Here is a 14,167-nt window from a genome sequence, read left to right as displayed (position 1 = left end):
CCTGCGTTCAGCGGCGTTTGAGCCAAACGGCCAGACGTCTGGCCGCCTCGGCCATATCCTCGTTCGGGCCGGAGAACGAAATCCTCAGCGAGCGGTGACCACGCACCGGGTCGAAGTCGACCCCCGGGGTCACCGCAACGCCGGTGTCGTCCAGAAGCGCACGGCAGAAGGTGACGCTGTCGTCGGTCAGATACGAGATATCGGCATAAATATAGAACGCACCATCGACCTGACTCAGGCGGGTCAGGCCGGCGCGAGGCAATTCCTCGAGCAGCAGGGCTCGATTGGCGGCATAAACCGCGACGTTGTCTTCGAGCTCCTCGCGGCATTCAAAGGCCGCGACCGCGGCGTGCTGCGACAGGGTCGGCGGTGAGATGAACATGTTCTGCGCCAGGCGCTCGATCGGCTTCAGCAGATCCTCGGGTACGACCATCCAGCCGATACGCCAGCCAGTCATCGAGAAGTACTTCGAGAAGCTGTTGATCACGACCGCGTCGGGTTCGATCACTGCAGCAGTCGTCGTCGCCATGCCGTAGCCGATGCCGTGATAGATCTCGTCGGAGATCAGGTGGATGCCCTCCTGCCGGCAGTGAGCAGCGAGCGCCGTCATGTCCTCGCGGGACACCATGGCGCCTGTCGGGTTCGACGGGCTCGCCACGATCAGGCCGTCGACGGGTGCGGCGAGCGCCTGCAGCATCGCGACGGTCGGCTGATACCGGCTGTTGTGGTCGACCGGCAGCGCGACCGGCTCCAGACCGAGCGCCTGCAGGATGTTGCGGTAGCAGGGGTAACCCGGCTCGGCGAGCGCGACCCGGTCGCCGGGCTCGAAACACGCAAGGAACGAGAGCAGGAACCCGGCTGACGATCCCGTCGTTACGACAATGCGCTCGGCAGGAACAGGGACGCCATAGACGTCGGCATAGTGGCGAGCGATCGCTTCGCGCAGCGGATCGATACCCAGTGCTACCGTGTAACCTAGGCGCTCGTGATTGATCGCCTGCTTGGCCGCCTCCCGCACGCCCAAGGGCGCAGGCGTTCCCGGTTGCCCGACCTCGAGATGGAGCACCTCACCGCCCGCCGCGATCCGATCTGCAGCTGCCTGCATCACCTCCATGACCAAGAAGGGCGGCACATGGCCGCGTCGGGAGACCTTGAGCGCCATCGGCGTGATGCCCTAGCCGCCAGCGGCAAGTCCGAAGGCCCGCGGATCGGTCGTGACGGCACAGCTTTCCGATCCGTTGCGCAGGCCTTCGGGGCAATAGATAGCATTCACCCGGCCCAGTTCAGGCATGACCTGCACCTCGTGTCCGCGCGAGACGAGCTCGTTGAGCGCTGCGTCACCGACCGTCGACTCGACCACCACGAGGTCCGGCAGGCCGGGATGGAAGACACGCGGCCGGGCGACGGCATCGCCCACTGTCGTGTCAGCTTCCATCAGCTGTACCAGCACCGTTGCCATGACAGGCCCCGACACCACACCGCCCGAGACGGACCCGGCGAAGATCACCTCGTGCACGTTTTCATTCACGCTGATGACGGGCAGCAGCGAGAGTCCGTCGCCGCGGTTGCCGCCGGGTTCAGCGGCCAGAAGGATACCCGTGCCCGGGGCGACGCGCCCGTTGCCAAACAGATTGTTCATGGAAAAGACGCAGGTGGCGGCGTTGCCGAAGCTGTCGACCGCCGCGACGCTCGAAGCGGCGGGGCTTTCGGTCAGCACCGCCGGGGGCGCAGGCAGCACCGCGATCGGCGTGGTGCTGTTGGCGTTGTAGTTGCTCATCAACTCTTCATTGAACACCGGGTCGGGCGACGCGCCGGGCCGCATCGCTCGCGCCACCGCGGTGCGCAGTGAAACCTCAGCGATCAGATGGTCGGCGGACCCGTTGGCGAGCGCACGATCAAGCGCATCGCCGCTGCTCAGCATTTCATAAGCGGCCAGCGTCGAGCTTCCTGAATCGAAACCGTCACCGGGAACATGCACGGTAATCGCAGCACCCAAGAGGGCCTGATCGATCTCGGTCGTGTAACTCTCGCGTTCCAGAGGCGAATAATCGCGCATGTCCTCCAGCGTCAGCGGCATCCCGATCGACTGCACGGCCTCGCTGAACTGGCGGGCGGCGAAGCCAACGTAGAAATCTCCCGCGCCCCGGGTCCGGATGTTCGACAGCATGGCCGAAAGGTCGAGCTGCACGATCGTCTCGCCCTCGCGCAGCACCCCACCTCCGGAACCGGAAAAGACCCTCCGGGCTTCCGGATCGGCAAGCAGCACATCGCCGACCATAGCCAGGTCCCGTGCCAGGGCGCGCGAGACCGGCACGCCGAAGCGGGCGGCTCGCTCGGCCGGCGCGACGAGGTCCTGCCACGGCGTAACGCCACCATCGGCATGTAAGAGAAACAGTCCGCGCACGGCGCCGGGAACGGCGGTCGGACGGATCACCGAAGGATCGACATCGTCGATTGGCGCGACGCGGAAATCGATGAAGCGCAACTGACCGGCGCGCCCCTCATCGAACACCTCGTAGCTCATGCAGACGCCGCCCGCACCAAGCGATGAGGTTGAGGGGTAGCTCACCGCGGCCATGAAGTAGTAGGCAACCACCGCATCGGCGGCCGTCCCGCCACGCGCCAGAACCTCGCGGGCGACCAGAACAGAGCGCGGGTCGTCACCAGCAACGCCGCCGAAGAACCCCTCGGCGATCGGCACGCCCCGGGGCGTGCTGTTGTTGTCGAACACGTCGTCAACCGTGTCGCAGGCTGCAACCGTTGCGAGTGTCACAACCGCTGCCGCACAATGACGCGCCATGCACCCGATCACGCCATGCTGTCTGAAGACGCTTCGCATCGGTCTTCCGGTAATCCTGTGCCTCATGCTCGGGGTCGGCGGCTCATGGCCTCCACTTGCCAAGGCCCAGTCCGACGAGTACCCGTCGCTGTTCCGCGACGCCAAAACCGACGATACCATTCGCTTCTGCGCCACGCCACTGTTCGAGGCGGCAGGGTACGTTTCATTCCATGCATGAACAGGATACGAGACTGCGAGAGTATGCCGACGGCCAGCGCCATATTTTCGCTCCATACCTGCCGCATCGTTCGAGATAGGCTTGGCCTGTAGAATCTGAATTCGATGAAGCCAGAAGTCCGCAACCTCATCCATCTGGTTGGAAGCCGTGTGCGCCGCGCCGCGCGCAAGGCCGCCGTGTTGGCGCTTGCGCTGCTGTTGGCGCTCAGTGCGACGCCGATTCAGGTCAGTCAGGCGCAGTCGCTGTCATTGTTCCGCGATGCGGAGATCGAGGGGACGATGCGGCTTTATGCCGCGCCGCTGTTCGAGGCGGCCGGGCTCGATCCCAACTCGATCAAGATTCATCTGGTCGATGAAAACGTTCTCAACGCCTTCGTCGCCAACGGCCGGCACATGTTCCTCTACAGCGGCCTGATGATGGAAAGCGAGGACCCCAACCTGCTGATTGGGGTGATCGCGCATGAAACCGGCCATCTGGCGGCAGGCCATCTGGCGCGCGTCGGCGGCGCCTATGAAAACGCTTCTGCCATGGTCCTGCTCTCGACCATCCTGGGCCTCGCAGTCGGTCTTGCCGGCGGTGGCGAGGCCGGTGCGGCAGTCATGGCGGTCGGCGCAGGCGCCGCGCAGCGCAGCTTTCTGGGCTATTCGCGCATCCAGGAGTCCGCGGCCGACCAGGCCGGCATGAAGTATCTTGAGGCGACGGGCCAGTCGGCCGAAGGACTGCGCGACTTCATGGCCACGCTCGCCGAATATGAGCTCTTCATCTCGTCGAACTCCGAGATACCCTACTTCCTGACCCATCCGCTGAGTTCCGAGCGCGTCGAAACCATGAACGCGTTCATCGAGACCTCGGCCTATTCCGGAACGCCGTCGGATCCCGATCTGGTCGACCGGCAACGCCGCATGGTCGCCAAGCTCTACGGCTTTCTGGCGCTGCCGAGGACGACCTACCTGCAGTATCCCAACCGCGACGAGAGCCTCTACTCGCGCTACGCTTGGTCGATCGCGCACTACCGCGAGCGGCTGATGGACGATGCGCTCATGCTGATCGACGGCCTGATCGCCGAGGAGCCCGACAATCCGTGGTTCCACGAGTTGCGCGGCCAGATGCTCTACGAGACCGGCAGCATCGCCGAATCAATTCCGTCCTACCGGCGCTCGATCGACCTGGCGCCCGACGAGCCGCTGCTTCTCATCGGCCTCGCCCGCGCCCTGCTCCAGCTCGACGAGCCGACCGGCTGGGAGGAAGCGACCGAGTATCTCAACACCGCCCGGCGCCTCGAGAACGACTATCCGCCGACATGGTATCTCCTGGGCGACGCCTATGCCCGGCTCGACCGGATGCCCGAATCGAACCTCTATCGCGCCCAGATGTACTACCTGCGCGGCAACCTCTCGCAGGCCAACGATTTTGCCTCTCGCGCGATCCAAGGCCTAGACTACGGTACGCCGGACTGGTTTATCGCGTCGGATATCATCAACGCTGCCGAAACCACCAACTGATCGCTGCGTTGCCAGCGCAGGGCCGCATGATATAACCGCTGTTTTCAACGGGTGGCTGACATCCGTTGTTCGGGGACACGCTCATGGTCGCCACAGTTTTCATCCTCAACGGTCCGAATCTGAACCTGCTTGGCGAGCGGGAATCGGAGATCTATGGCTACGAGACCTTGGCCGATATTGAAGCCAAGGTGCGCGATCATGCCGCAAGCTACAAACTTACCGTCGATTTCCGCCAGAGCAACCACGAAGGCGATCTGATCGACGCGGTCCATGAGGCGCGCAAGGCAGCCCAGGCCGTGATCGTGAACGCAGGCGGGCTGACCCACACCTCGGTCGCCCTGCTCGATTCGCTCAACGCCTTCGAGGGCCCCGTCATTGAGGTCCATCTCTCAAACATTCACCGCCGGGAACGCTTTCGCCACCATTCCTATGTCGCCAAGGCCTCCGTGGGCTCGATCTGTGGCTTCGGCAGCCACGGCTACGTTCTGGCGCTCGACGCCGTATCCAACCTTCTGGAGCATTCGTCCTGATGAATGATGGGAAGTTCCACGTCGATTCAGACGCGATCCGCGAGCTCGCGGGCCTCCTGGACGAGACCCGCCTGACCGAGATCGAGCTGGAGGACAAGGGCCGCAAGCTGCGCGTCGCACGTGGCGGCGTTGCCATGGTGCCGATGCCGGCGGCCGCAGCCGCGCCACTGCCGGCCCCAGCCGCGGAGAAAACCTCCGCCGCCGATGTCGACAGCGGTCATCCTAGGGCGGTCAGTTCGCCCATGGTCGGCACGGCCTATCTCTCGCCCGAACCTGGCGCCGCACCCTTCGTCAAGGCGGGCGACCGGGTGAACGAAAGCGACACGCTGCTCATCATTGAGGCCATGAAGGTCATGAACCCGATCCGCGCACCCCACAGCGGCACGGTCGCCCGTGTGCTCGTCGAAAACGGCGGCCCCGTCGAGTTCGGCCAGGTCCTCATGGTGATCGACTGACAGAACGCCGATGTTCGACAAGGTGCTCATCGCCAACCGTGGCGAAATCGCGCTTCGCATCCACCGTGCCTGCCGTGAGATGGGAATCAGCACGGTCGCCGTCCATTCCGAGGTCGACGCCGGCGCCATGCACGTGCGCCTTGCCGACGAAAGCGTCTGCATCGGGCCCGCACCTGCGCCGCAGAGCTACCTCAACATCCCGGCGATCGTCTCGGCAGCCGAGATTACCGGCGCCGACGCGATCCATCCGGGCTACGGCTTCCTGAGCGAGAACGCGCGCTTCGCCGAGATCGTCGAAGGGCATGGCATCACCTTTATCGGGCCGAAGAGCGAGCACATCAGCCTGATGGGCGACAAGCTCGCCGCACGCGACAAGGCTGTGGAACTCGGTCTGTCGATCGTGCCGGGCTCGAACGGTGCGGTGGCCGATACGGAAGAGGCCGCCGCGATCGCCGGCGAGATCGGCTACCCCGTTCTGCTCAAGGCGGCGGCAGGCGGCGGCGGGCGCGGCATCACGCTGGTTCACGACGAGACCGAACTGCATAGCGCGTTCACCCGTACCCAGCGCGAGGCCGAAGCCGGCTTCGGCGACGGTTCACTCTACGTCGAGAGGTTCCTGCAGAGGCCGCGCCATATCGAAATCCAGGTCGCGGGCGACCACCACGGCAATGTCGTTCACTTGGGCGAACGCGACTGCTCCGTTCAGCGCCGCCACCAGAAGGTCGTCGAGGAAGCGCCCAGTCCCGCACTCAATGCCGAACAACGCGCCCAGATCGGCGGCCGCGCGGCCGACGCCATGCGCAAGCTGGGCTATAGCAACGTCGGCACGGTCGAGTTCCTATACGAGAATGGCGCGTTCTACTTCATCGAAATGAACACCCGGCTGCAGGTCGAGCACCCGGTCACGGAAATGACCACGGGCATTGATCTCGTGCGCGAGCAGATCCGCCTGGCCTCGGGCGCGCCGCTGTCATTCGGCCAGGACGACGTCTCGTTCTCAGGCCACGCCATCGAATGCCGCGTGACGGCCGAACATCCCGAGACCTTCGCGCCCTCGCCCGGCCACGTGGGCACCTATCATGCACCGGGCGGCATGAATGTGCGCGTCGATTCGGCGCTCTACGCCGGTTACGCCGTGCCACCGACCTACGACAGTCTGATCGCCAAGCTGATCGTGCACGGCCGCAGCCGCAACGAATGCATGATGCGGTTGCGCCGGGCGCTCGAGGAATTTGTCATCGACGGGATCGAGACGACCATCCCCCTTCACCAGGCCCTGATCGCCAATCAGGACTTCGCCAACGGCGATTACGACGTAAAGTGGCTTGAGCGCTTGCTGGAGGCGGACGTCTAGACCACATATCCGGTCGATGATCGAACTGACACCCGATCTGCTGCTCAAGGCCTATGCCGTTGGGGTCTTTCCCATGGCCGACGACCGCAACGCGTCCGAGGTCTTCTGGGTTGACCCCGACTACAGGGGAATCTTCCCATTGGATGGCTTTCATGTCCCGCGCAGCCTGCGCAAGACGCTGAAGCGCCGCCCGTTCACAGTCACCGTCGACCGGGCTTTTCCCGAGGTCATCGCCGCCTGCGCCGCAGCGGCACGCGACCGGCGCAACACCTGGATCAACACCGGCATCGAACGCGCCTACACCAACCTCCACCGCGCAGGCCACGCCCACAGCGTCGAATGCTGGCGCGGCAACGAGCTGGTCGGCGGGCTCTACGGCGTCAGGCTCGCGGGCGCGTTCTTCGGAGAAAGCATGTTTTCGCACACCACCAACGCCAGCAAGGTCGCCCTGGTCCATCTCGTGGCGCGACTGATCGCCGGGCAGTTCCGGCTGCTCGATGCCCAGTTCATCACCGACCACCTCAAGCAGTTCGGTGCCGTCGAGATCCTGCGTGAGGACTATCAGGAACGGCTGGCCGAAGCGCTCGGCGCAGATGCCGACTTCTACTCGCTGCTGCCCGGCGACGAGGCCGAGTTCGTGCAGTCGATCACCCAGATATCGTAGACCGGATGTTCGAGCGTCGAGACGCCCGGCGTCGAGGCGAACATCCAGCCGGAAAACACGGTTTCGCTCTCGCCCGTCCTGTAGTCGCGAATCTGCAGGAAGGAGGCGCTTTCGGGTGCCTCGTGTGGCGGTGTCTTCTGGCACGAGCGCGGTGTCACCTCGAGCGTGCCGAAGACGCCGGTCACGCCGACCGGCAGGTCGAGGGTCGAGATATGGCCGGTGACCTTGTCCATACCGCCTAGAACGGCGAAAGCATAGGGCTCGAAGGTCTGCTGCGCTGCGGCAGGTGCGGCGAGCATCAGCCAGAGGGCCGCAATGATACCCGCCGGTTTCACGCGAAGGGCTTTTCCAGGGACGCCACAAGGTCGTTCAGGACCTTGCGGGTCTGAGCCTCATCACATCCCATGACCACGGCGTCCTCGAGCGCTTCCCGGGCCATCTCGCGCAACTCCTCTAGGTTCTCTTGGAGCAGCTTCAGCTTGTCGACGCAGGACACCGGCTCGCCGTCGGGGCCGAGCCAGACATCGGGCAGATAGGTAAATTCGTCACTCATGGCGCCTATGTGCTGATCCTTTGCGGCGATCTCAAGTCCGCACAAGGGCGATTCCGATCACTGCTCAGAGACACCGCCGAAGAGTGCGCGCGAGATCATGTCCATGAGGTCCACTGCACCTTGGGTCTGGGTGAAGGTGTAGCCGTCCGCCGCCATGTCGGTGCTGCCACCCGGGTGGAGTGCGACGTAGTTTCCACCCAAGAAATTTTCTGAGGAAATCGATACAAACGTGTCTTCTGAAAGAAAAATTCCCGGATCTATCGACATGGTGACCAAGGCGATGTACCAGTCCGGATCAAGCTCCATCGACGCCACGGTGCCAACCTTGATGCCGGCAATGCGGACATCGTCGCCGGTCTTCAGGCCGCCGACCGAACTGAACTCGGCCTTGACCTGATAGCCCGAGACCTTCGCGACGTCGGCCTTCTCGTAGGCAAAGAAGAAGAACATCACCGCGACCAGCAGAACGGCCGCACCGACCAGGGTTTCGAATGTCTTTGCTCCCATCGTCGCGCTCCGGTCAGCCCTCGGGCTGCCAAGCCTCGTAGTCACCGGTCGCCGCTGCGCGCTTGCCGCCGCGCAGCACGTGACCCTGTGGCAGATAGGCGGCCTTGGTGCCGGTCAGGTTGGGCAGATGGGTCTTCTCCCAGTCCTTGGCAAGCAGCGGGCTCGCACTGGGCGGCTCATTGATCGTGCGGTGCAGCCAAGCATGCCAGTCTGGCGGCACCTTAGACGCCTCCGGCCGGCCCTTATAGACCACCCAGCGGCGGCGCCAGCGGCCTTCGGCCCTGCCCTTCTCTTGGTAGTAGCGGTTGCCGAACTCGTCCTCACCGACGGGTTCGCCCTTCCACCATGTGTAAATCATCGTACCCAGCGTTGCCATGAAGCCCCGCGCTACTGTGCTGCCCTCGAATCGTTGGCCCAGCCCATCTTGCCTTTTGCGGTGCCGGAACGTCCAGATCCGATGATCGGACGGCGACCGAAAAACTGCAGCCAAAACAAATTCCGCGGCTATCTACAGGGTTCTTCTGCCCCGAGTCGAGAGCGTCTGTCGAGCGGTCTCAAGAATTTCATCGCCGAGTTTGGAGTCCTTCAAACAATAAACTTGCCGCTGCAAAAGGATGAAATCAAAGTGCTTTCCGCCATGCATCCACACCTCTCGTTAAGGTCATGATTGTAAGTCGTGAAATTGTCACAGCGACACAGCATCTTGTATGTGTGGATAATGTGACCCCAAAATCTGCTTGACCGCCCGCCATCGTTTCGCCACCATACTCAAGCAGTAGCGGGCTGGGTCAGGTGAGCCACGACATAGTAGATTTCGTGGGCTCAACCACTGGAAGAACAAATCCGGGTCCCTTGCCGCGTTCGTTGAAACACACAGCGACCCTTGCCTGAGGTCGCAGAACGATATGGGGACAGGGGCAATGCGTATCGCGCGTCATTTCACCATCGAAGGCAAAGACGCCTACGAGGGCATCGAATTTCGCAAGGCAACGAGCGAAATTAAGAATCCGGACGGCTCGGTGGTGTTCCAGCAGAAGGATATAGACGTTCCGTCGTCGTGGTCGCAGGTGGCCTGCGACATCATCGCGCAGAAGTACTTCCGCAAGGCTGGCGTCCCCAGCGAGCTGACCCCGGTCAAGGAAAAGGGCGTGCCCGAGTGGCTGTGGCGCAGTGAAGCCACCGAGGGTGCCGGAATTATCAGCGAGACAGACAGCCGCCAGGTGTTCGACCGGCTTTCGGGCACCTGGACCTACTGGGGCTGGAAGGGCGGCTATTTCGATCAGGAGGCCGACGCGCGCGCCTTCTTCGACGAGATGCGCCACATGCTTGCCAGCCAAGTCGGCGCGCCCAACTCGCCTCAGTGGTTCAACACGGGTCTGCACTGGGCCTATGGCGTGGCCGGACAGGCGCAGGGCCACTACTTCGTTAATCACGAGACGGGCAAGCTGACCCGCTCGACCAACGCCTACGAACGCCCCCAGCCCCATGCTTGCTTCATTCAGAGCGTTAAGGACGACTTGGTGAACGACAACGGCATCATGGATCTGTGGGTCCGCGAGGCGCGTCTCTTCAAGTTCGGCTCGGGCACAGGCTCGAACTTCTCCCAATTGCGGGGGGAGGGCGAACAGCTCTCGGGTGGTGGCAAGTCGTCTGGCTTGATGAGCTTCCTGAAGGTTGGCGACCGGGCGGCAGGCTCGATCAAGTCGGGCGGCACCACACGTCGCGCGGCCAAGATGGTGGTGCTCGACATCGACCATCCCGACGTCGAGGACTTCATCGGCTGGAAGATGATCGAGGAGCAGAAGGTCGCGGCACTCGTCGCCGGCTCGAAGCTCTGCGAGAAGCACCTCAACGAGGTCATGGAGGCCTGCCACGAGGGCGACCGCCACGACGAGGACCGCTTCGACCCCAAGGCCAACAGCACCCTGAAGAAGGCGATCCTCCTAGCACGCCGTTCCTTAGTACCCGAGGCCTACATTGAGCGTGTCATGCAGCTCGCCAAGCAGGGCTTCACCGGCATCGCCTTCCCCAGCTTCGACACCGACTGGGATTCAGAAGCCTACCGCACGGTCTCCGGCCAGAACGCCAACAACACCGTGCGCGTGACCAACGAGTTCCTGGCTGCGGTCGAGAAGGACGGCGAGTGGCGACTTATCCGCCGCACCGACGGCAAGGTCTCCAAGACCCTGCAGGCACGCGAGCTGTGGGACCAGATCGCCTACGCCGCTTGGGCCTCAGCCGATCCCGGCATCCAGTACGATACCACGATCAACGAGTGGCACACCTGCCCCAAGAGCGGCCGGATCAACGCATCGAACCCGTGCTCGGAGTACATGTTCCTCGACGACACGGCGTGCAACCTGGCTTCGCTCAACCTGCAGAAGTTCCGCACCGAGGACGGACACTTCGACATCCCGGCATTTGAGCATGCCGTCCGCCTGTGGACCGTGGTGCTCGAGATCTCGGTCCTGATGGCGCAGTTCCCGTCCAAGGAGATCGCCCAGCGGTCGTACGACTTCCGCACCCTGGGTCTGGGTTTCGCCAACCTCGGCGGCTTCCTGATGGCCTCGGGCTACTCCTATGACTCGGAAGAAGGCCGCGCTATCTGCGGTGCGATCAGCGCCATTATGACCGGCATCAGCTACGCCACCTCGGCCGAGATGGCGGGCGAGCTCGGCACCTTCCCGCGCTACAAGGAAAACAGTGAGGCTATGCTACGCGTCATGCGCAACCACCGCCAGGCAGCGGTCGGCGGCCAGGACAACTACGAAGGCCTCTCGGTCATGCCGGTCGCGATCGACCACGACGTGCTGCCCGACCCGACCATGGGTGATGCCGCTATCAAGGCTTGGGAGAGTGCGGTCGAACTCGGCGAGAAAAACGGCTACCGCAACGCGCAGGCCACCGTGATCGCGCCCACGGGCACGATCGGGCTGGTTATGGATTGCGACACCACCGGTATTGAGCCCGACTTCGCGCTGGTGAAGTTCAAGAAGCTCGCTGGCGGCGGTTACTTCAAGATCATCAATCGCACGGTGCCGGTGGCGCTGAAGACACTCGGCTATGGCCCGATTCAGGTCGAGGAGATCATCTCCTACGCGGTCGGCCACGGCACGCTGGAAGGCGCACCGGGCATCAACCACGACACGCTCTCCGCCAAGGGCTTCAACGCTGACACGATCGAGAAGCTTGAGGCCTCGATCGCCAGCGCCTTCGACATCAAGTTCGTTTTCAACAAGTGGATCCTGGGCGAGGAGTTCTGCACCCAGACCTTGGGGCTCGATGCCGGCCAGCTCAACAATCCGTCGTTCGACATGCTGACCGCGCTCGGCTTCTCGAAGGACGACATAAATCTCGCCAACACCTTCTGCTGCGGGGCGATGACGCTGGAGGGTGCGCCGCACCTGCGCGACGGGCACCTCACAGTGTTCGACTGCGCCAACCCCTGCGGCCGGATCGGTAAGCGGTTCCTCTCGACCGAGAGCCATATCCGCATGATGGCGGCCAGCCAGCCGTTCATCTCGGGCGCGATCTCAAAGACGATCAACATGCCCAACATCGCCTCTGTCACCGAGTGCCGGGAGGCCTACGAGCTCTCATGGCGCCTAGGCCTGAAGGCCAACGCGCTCTACCGCGACGGCTCCAAGCTCAGCCAGCCGCTGTCGGCTATCAACCTGGGCGACATCGCCGAGGAGATCGGGGAAGCCGAAACCCCGCCCGCCGCCGCAGCCCGGGCCGTGGCCGAAAAGATCGTCACCAAAATCGTCCACCGCGGCGACCGCGGCCAGCGCGAGCGGCTCGACAACCGCCGCCGCGGCTACACCCAGAAGGCCATCGTGGGTGGCCACAAGGTCTACCTGAAAACTGGCGAATACCAGGATGGCTCGCTCGGCGAGATCTTCATCGACATGCACAAGGAAGGTGCCGCCTTCCGCAGCCTGATGAACAACTTTGCCATCGCAGTCTCGATCGGTCTGCAGTACGGCGTGCCGCTTGAAGAGTTCGTCGAGGCGTTCACCTTCACCCGCTTCGAGCCCTCGGGCATGGTCGAAGGCAACGAGACGATCAAGATGTCGACCTCGATCCTCGACTACATCTTCCGCGAGCTCGCCATCAGCTACCTCGCCCGCGACGACCTGGCCCATGTCGAGCCCCGCGACCTGCGCACCGACACGGTGGGCCGTGGCGACGCCAACGAGGATCTGCCCGACGACGGCGGCATGGCTGAGGTCGCCAAGCTGTTCAAGGAATTGGCCAGCAACGGCTACACCCGCGGGCGCCTGCAGGTACTCGAGGGCGGCCTGGGCAGCGGCGTCACCATGGGCGAACAGATGTTCAAGGCCGAAGCGGCCTTCGGCAACGTCTCGGTCGCCGCCCCGTCGGGGGCTGCCATGGCCGCCGTGATGGTCGACGAGACAGAGGTTGATCCGCGCGCCGAGGAGGTTCGTCGGGCGCGCATGCAAGGTTACGAGGGAGATCCGTGCAACGAATGCGGAAACCTCACCTTGGTCCGCAACGGAACGTGCCTCAAGTGCGTTACATGTGGTGCAACGAGCGGGTGCTCCTGACCCGCTCAACCGTTGCAGACGTGGGTGGCCCAAGCCTGTATCCGCGGGCCGGTCGCCAGCTTATGGTGTGTTCTCCCTGACTTGGGGCGCGAGCAATCGCGCTCACTTTTTTGGAGATATACTTTAGGAATGTGCAAAGGTAGATTTGTTCAACTTAATCGGATGCAGTTCTTGTATTCGCCAACAACAAGTTCTAAAGTAAAGATAAGCTTACTAAAGCGATAGGTTGCCCTACATGTTTGTACGATAGCCAGTCAACGCAGAACAGTTTAATCTCCATTTTTCCTTGCTCTACGAGTTGTGTGTCGCGGACAACGCTTATGGCCGTCAAAGGATCGAGGAATCCTCCAGACTCCATCTTTGCCATTTCTCAGCTTAGCTTTCTCCTTGTCTGTATATTCAACCAATCCGTAAGGCGGATCCGTCACGATAGCATGAAATGAGCTTGCTTCGCGGTTCGCTAACCAATCGAAGCAATCGGCCGCATAGAGCTGAGCGTCTCCATTTGCGACCGATGGGAAACTGTAGGTTTCCTGAGTCCCGTCTCCGTTTAGACTGTTTTCAACGTTGACGAGTCTGTATCTGCCTCTGCTAGTACGCTCGAACAAATCAGGCACGTTGAGTCTGAGATAGGAACGTACGGACGAAGCAGAAACATCTCCGAGGCACTGACCAGCGGCAGCAGTGATCTCGGCGATCGACGCATCACGACCTAGTTCCGCAAGATATGAGATGATTGAGTCTCGAACGACTCCTAGTCACTGTTTGGCCATCCGTTTCCTCGCTACCTGCGAGGATATCAATCTTGACGTCAAGATCGATGAGAAATGGAACTCAGAGTTATGCGCCAGGTGTGTGCACAAACCTACTAGAGCCAAAGATCGATCCTCCCACCCTCTAATTCACAAACCGCAGCATCACCCTCTCGGCAAGCAGCCGCAGGCAGGTCTTCAACTGTTCGAAGCGCATGGCCGTCCTCCTGTATGGGAACGCTACAGGGACGGATGATCGGTCGCC

At 62.7% G+C, this 14,167-nt stretch carries 13 protein-coding genes; 7 read left to right on the top strand and 6 right to left on the bottom strand.

Annotated features, from left to right (window positions below; genetic code table 11):
• Positions 1-7 precede the first annotated feature (7 nt).
• Together GDA49_08240 and GDA49_08235 are read right to left on the bottom strand one after the other, a co-directional pair.
• Positions 8-1,162, bottom strand: coding sequence for a pyridoxal phosphate-dependent aminotransferase (locus tag GDA49_08240; GenBank protein ID MBC6440383.1), 1,155 nt, complete (start codon positions 1,160-1,162; stop codon positions 8-10).
• Positions 1,163-1,174: 12 nt separating this feature from the next.
• Complete coding sequence (locus tag GDA49_08235) at positions 1,175-2,800, bottom strand: gamma-glutamyltransferase (protein MBC6440382.1); 1,626 nt, start codon at positions 2,798-2,800, stop codon at positions 1,175-1,177.
• Between GDA49_08235 and GDA49_08230 the strand changes: the two genes are divergently transcribed.
• From GDA49_08230 to GDA49_08205, 6 genes are all read left to right on the top strand, one after another.
• Entirely contained in the window at positions 2,799-3,017 is a 219-nt protein-coding gene (locus GDA49_08230; GenBank protein ID MBC6440381.1) for a hypothetical protein, read from the top strand. The two genes, GDA49_08235 and GDA49_08230, sit on opposite strands and share 2 nt — an antisense overlap.
• 104 nt (positions 3,018-3,121) lie before the next feature.
• Complete coding sequence (locus GDA49_08225) at positions 3,122-4,519, top strand: M48 family metalloprotease (protein MBC6440380.1); 1,398 nt, start codon at positions 3,122-3,124, stop codon at positions 4,517-4,519.
• Between the two features lie 83 nt (positions 4,520-4,602).
• Positions 4,603-5,049: a type II 3-dehydroquinate dehydratase gene (gene aroQ / locus GDA49_08220; GenBank protein ID MBC6440379.1), complete on the top strand. Its 447-nt coding sequence runs from the start codon at positions 4,603-4,605 to the stop codon at positions 5,047-5,049.
• Positions 5,049-5,504 carry an acetyl-CoA carboxylase biotin carboxyl carrier protein gene (gene accB, locus GDA49_08215; protein MBC6440378.1) on the top strand — a complete coding sequence of 152 codons (456 nt, stop codon included), beginning with the start codon at positions 5,049-5,051 and terminating at the stop codon, positions 5,502-5,504. The genes aroQ and accB overlap by 1 nt, the downstream gene beginning before the upstream one ends.
• 10 nt (positions 5,505-5,514) lie before the next feature.
• On the top strand, positions 5,515-6,858 hold the full coding sequence (accC, locus tag GDA49_08210; GenBank protein ID MBC6440377.1) for an acetyl-CoA carboxylase biotin carboxylase subunit: 1,344 nt from the start codon (positions 5,515-5,517) through the stop codon (positions 6,856-6,858).
• Between the two features lie 16 nt (positions 6,859-6,874).
• The gene (locus GDA49_08205) at positions 6,875-7,522 is read left to right on the top strand and encodes a leucyl/phenylalanyl-tRNA--protein transferase (GenBank protein MBC6440376.1); all 648 of its coding nucleotides are present in this window, start codon (positions 6,875-6,877) and stop codon (positions 7,520-7,522) included.
• Here GDA49_08205 and GDA49_08200 read toward each other — a convergent pair.
• The 4 genes from GDA49_08200 to GDA49_08185 are packed head-to-tail and all read right to left on the bottom strand — an operon-like array spanning position 7,462 to position 8,958.
• Positions 7,462-7,824, bottom strand: a complete 363-nt coding sequence (locus GDA49_08200) for a DUF2155 domain-containing protein (protein ID MBC6440375.1) — start codon at positions 7,822-7,824, stop codon at positions 7,462-7,464. The two genes, GDA49_08205 and GDA49_08200, sit on opposite strands and share 61 nt — an antisense overlap.
• Positions 7,825-7,853: 29 nt before the next feature.
• The gene (locus GDA49_08195) at positions 7,854-8,075 is read right to left on the bottom strand and encodes a hypothetical protein (GenBank protein ID MBC6440374.1); all 222 of its coding nucleotides are present in this window, start codon (positions 8,073-8,075) and stop codon (positions 7,854-7,856) included.
• 57 nt (positions 8,076-8,132) lie between these two features.
• Positions 8,133-8,582 (bottom strand): outer membrane lipid asymmetry maintenance protein MlaD, encoded by a 450-nt coding sequence (gene mlaD, locus GDA49_08190; GenBank protein ID MBC6440373.1) that lies wholly within the window; start codon positions 8,580-8,582, stop codon positions 8,133-8,135.
• A 13-nt stretch (positions 8,583-8,595) separates the two neighbouring features.
• On the bottom strand, positions 8,596-8,958 hold the full coding sequence (locus tag GDA49_08185) for an NADH:ubiquinone oxidoreductase subunit NDUFA12 (protein ID MBC6440372.1): 363 nt from the start codon (positions 8,956-8,958) through the stop codon (positions 8,596-8,598).
• A 544-nt stretch (positions 8,959-9,502) separates the two neighbouring features.
• Here GDA49_08185 and GDA49_08180 point away from each other — a divergent pair.
• Positions 9,503-13,150, top strand: coding sequence for a vitamin B12-dependent ribonucleotide reductase (locus GDA49_08180; GenBank protein ID MBC6440371.1), 3,648 nt, complete (start codon positions 9,503-9,505; stop codon positions 13,148-13,150).
• Positions 13,151-14,167 lie beyond the last annotated feature (1,017 nt).

The organism is Rhodospirillales bacterium, from assembly GCA_014323865.1.
GTDB lineage: Bacteria > Pseudomonadota > Alphaproteobacteria > SP197 > SP197 > SP197.
This window is presented reverse-complemented; position numbering and strand designations above follow the sequence as displayed.

Bases quoted from the DNA above. Each gene is read 5' to 3' on its own strand.
- GDA49_08240 (MBC6440383.1), bottom strand. From the start codon at position 1,162: ATGGCGCTCAAGGTCTCCCGACGCGGCCATGTGCCGCCCTTCTTGGTC.
- GDA49_08230 (MBC6440381.1), top strand. From the start codon at position 2,799: ATGCACCCGATCACGCCATGCTGTCTGAAGACGCTTCGCATCGGTCTT.
- GDA49_08235 (MBC6440382.1), bottom strand. From the start codon at position 2,800: ATGGCGCGTCATTGTGCGGCAGCGGTTGTGACACTCGCAACGGTTGCA.
- GDA49_08225 (MBC6440380.1), top strand. From the start codon at position 3,122: ATGAAGCCAGAAGTCCGCAACCTCATCCATCTGGTTGGAAGCCGTGTG.
- aroQ (MBC6440379.1), top strand. From the start codon at position 4,603: ATGGTCGCCACAGTTTTCATCCTCAACGGTCCGAATCTGAACCTGCTT.
- accB (MBC6440378.1), top strand. From the start codon at position 5,049: ATGAATGATGGGAAGTTCCACGTCGATTCAGACGCGATCCGCGAGCTC.
- accC (MBC6440377.1), top strand. From the start codon at position 5,515: ATGTTCGACAAGGTGCTCATCGCCAACCGTGGCGAAATCGCGCTTCGC.
- GDA49_08205 (MBC6440376.1), top strand. From the start codon at position 6,875: ATGATCGAACTGACACCCGATCTGCTGCTCAAGGCCTATGCCGTTGGG.
- GDA49_08195 (MBC6440374.1), bottom strand. From the start codon at position 8,075: ATGAGTGACGAATTTACCTATCTGCCCGATGTCTGGCTCGGCCCCGAC.
- mlaD (MBC6440373.1), bottom strand. From the start codon at position 8,582: ATGGGAGCAAAGACATTCGAAACCCTGGTCGGTGCGGCCGTTCTGCTG.
- GDA49_08185 (MBC6440372.1), bottom strand. From the start codon at position 8,958: ATGGCAACGCTGGGTACGATGATTTACACATGGTGGAAGGGCGAACCC.
- GDA49_08180 (MBC6440371.1), top strand. From the start codon at position 9,503: ATGCGTATCGCGCGTCATTTCACCATCGAAGGCAAAGACGCCTACGAG.